Origin of the sequence: Asanoa sp. NPDC050611 (assembly GCF_040654855.1) — a bacterium.
Lineage (GTDB): Bacteria > Actinomycetota > Actinomycetes > Mycobacteriales > Micromonosporaceae > Asanoa.
This window is the reverse complement of record NZ_JBFAIU010000581.1, coordinates 1-2,609: the sequence shown is the minus strand read 5'-3', so window position 1 is coordinate 2,609 and position 2,609 is coordinate 1. Positions and strand designations below refer to the sequence as shown.

Genomic DNA, 2,609 nt, shown 5'->3' with positions numbered 1-2,609 from the left:
GACCTGGCCGACGGTCGCCCCGATTACCGGCGCGCCCTACCAGGGCGCGCCGCAGGACACCAAGTCACAGTGGGAGCGGTCCGGTGCTGCTCGGTAGGTTACGCATTCGCGGGAAGCTCGCGCTGCTGCTCATCGCCCCGCTGCTCGGCATCGTCGCCCTGGCGGTGCCGGTGGTCGGCGACCGCGTGAGCATCGCCGAGCGGGCTGACGAGACCGCCCGCACGGTCGACGTCGCCGGCCAGGTCGGCTCGCTCATCCAGAACCTCCAGCAGGAGCGGATGCTCTCGATCGGCTACCAGTACAGGGTCGTCGAGCGCGGCCGGCTGCTGCTGCAGAGCGCGCAGGTCACCGACGACGTCGCCGACCTGCGTGCGGCCCCGGGCCTGCCGAGCGAGCTCGTGCGGGCACTCGACGCGCTGCCGGCGCTGGCCACCGTGCGCTCCTCGGTGCTCACGGGCGAGGCGCGGCCGGACGTGGTGCTGGCGACGTTCAGCGGCGAGGTCGCCCGCTTGATCAACTCGCTGCAGCTACGCAACAAGGCGGACACCACCACGCCCGCCGGCCGGCAGATCATGGCCTTGGACTCCGTGCTCCGGTCCGACGAGGGCATCAGCCTCGTCGCGACCCAGATCGTGCTGCTCGGCGCCCTGGGCGAGAACGCGCCGCCCAACCTGTCCACCACGACCATGGCGATCCTCCTGCAGGACGTCGAACGGTTCCGCGCCTACGCGACGCCGGAGCAGAACGGCGTGTACGACCTCGTCCAGCAGGGCGTCGACGCGCGCAGCACCAGCGGCAACTTCCTCGGCCGGTTCGCCGAGGACCCGCTGGGTGCGCTGAAGGACATCAAGCTGGCGCAGCTCTTCCCGACGGCCGAGTCGCTCATGACGCTCGGCCGGTTCGTCGAGAAGCGGATCATCGCCGACGTCAAGGTGGAGGTCGCCGAGCGGCAACGGCGGGCCCTGACCGAGGCGTACGGCGTCGGCCTGGCCTGCGTACTCCTGCTGCTCTGTGTCGTGCTGTTGAGCATCGCCGTGGCTCGGGCCGTGGCCCGCCCGCTGACCCGGCTGACCCGGTCGGCCGACGGCGTCGCCAAGGTCGCCGAGGCCGAGCTGACGAAGGTGGCCGACGGCGAGCTCGACCCGTCGGTGCCCGTCCGCCTGGAAGCGGTCGACGTGCGCGCCCGCGACGAGGTCGGCGACCTCGCGCGGGCCTTCGAGCGGGTCCAGGCCACCGCCGCCCGGCTGGTCGAGCGGCAGGTCGCCGGCCGCCGCAACGTCGCGCAGATGTTCGGCCACGTCGGCCGCCGCACGCAGAACCTGGTCGGGCGCCAGCTCGCGCTGATCGACCGGCTGGAGCGGCAGGAGACCGACCCGGGCCGGCTGCAACACCTCTACCGGCTCGACCACATCTCCAGCCGGCTGCGGCGCAGCGCGAGCAGCCTGGTGGTGCTCTCCGGCTCGGCCGGCGCCGACAGCCACGTCGCGCCGCTGCCGCTCACCGACGTCATCCGCCTGGCGCTCGGTGAGATCGAGGACTACCTGCGCGTCGACATCAAGGTGCCGACCGAGGTGAGCATCGCGCCCTCGATGATCGGTGACCTCGTCCTGGTGCTCGCCGAGCTGATGGAGAACGCGACCACGTTCTCGCCGCCGCACACCCGCGTCACGGTCACCGGCGTGGTCAGCGACCCCGGCATCCGGCTCCTCGTGGTGGACCACGGCCTGGGCATGTCGCCCGAGCGGATGGCCGAGGAGAACGCCCGGCTGGCCCGGCGCGAGCGGCTCGACCTGGTGCCGACCGAGGTGCTCGGGCTCTTCGTGGTCGGCCGGCTGGCCCGCCGGCACGGCATGCGCGTCACGCTGACGCCGACCCCGGGCGGCGGCGTCACCGCGGAGCTCGAGGTGCACGAGCGCGACCTGGTCACCGAGGGCGAGGCGCCGCCGGTCGCGGCGGTGGCCCGGGCCCGGGTGAGCAGCGCGCCGGAGCTGCCCGCGGCGCTGGAGGACCGGCCGATCTCCCCGCCGGTGCTCGGCGGCGACGGCTCTGCGGCGCCCGTCTACGACCCGTTCCGGCCCGACCGCCGCAGCGGCGTCGGGCGCGGTGGATCATCCGCGGCACCGGCCGCCGGGCCGGCACCCGCGCCGGCCGGTGCCGCGGATCCCCAGCCGGCCGCTCCGGAGGCGGCAGCGCCGGCACCGGATCCCGAGACCGCCGAGTCCGCACCGCCGGCCGCGGCCGCGCCCGAGTGGCCGATCCGCCAGCGGGTGCCGGGCCGCACCGACCCGCCGACGCCCAGCCCGGCCAAGGCCACCGAGGACGGCAAGCCGGAGTCCCCGGCCCCCCGACGGCTCACCCGCCGGCACGGCGCGCCGACCGGCAACGTGCCGGGCTTCGACGAGGCGGCGCTCAGCCGGGCCAGCCGGATGCTCGCCAACGGGCAACCGTGGAACGCGTTCGTGCCGCAGCCGCGCGGCGCCGGTGAGGCCGAACCGACCCAGAAGGCGGGCGTGCCGCCGGCCAACGAGCGCCCGACCCGGCCGGCCACCCCGCCAGCGGCCGATCTCGTTGATGAACAGCTCGATGCGGTCGTCCTCGCCGTAGCCGCG

At 74.9% G+C, this 2,609-nt stretch carries 1 protein-coding gene; it reads left to right on the top strand.

The features are described from left to right. Positions 1–83: 83 nt before the first annotated feature. The coding region (locus AB0H87_RS40490; RefSeq protein WP_360158748.1) for a nitrate- and nitrite sensing domain-containing protein at positions 84–2,609 on the top strand (2,526 nt) is incomplete at its 3' end.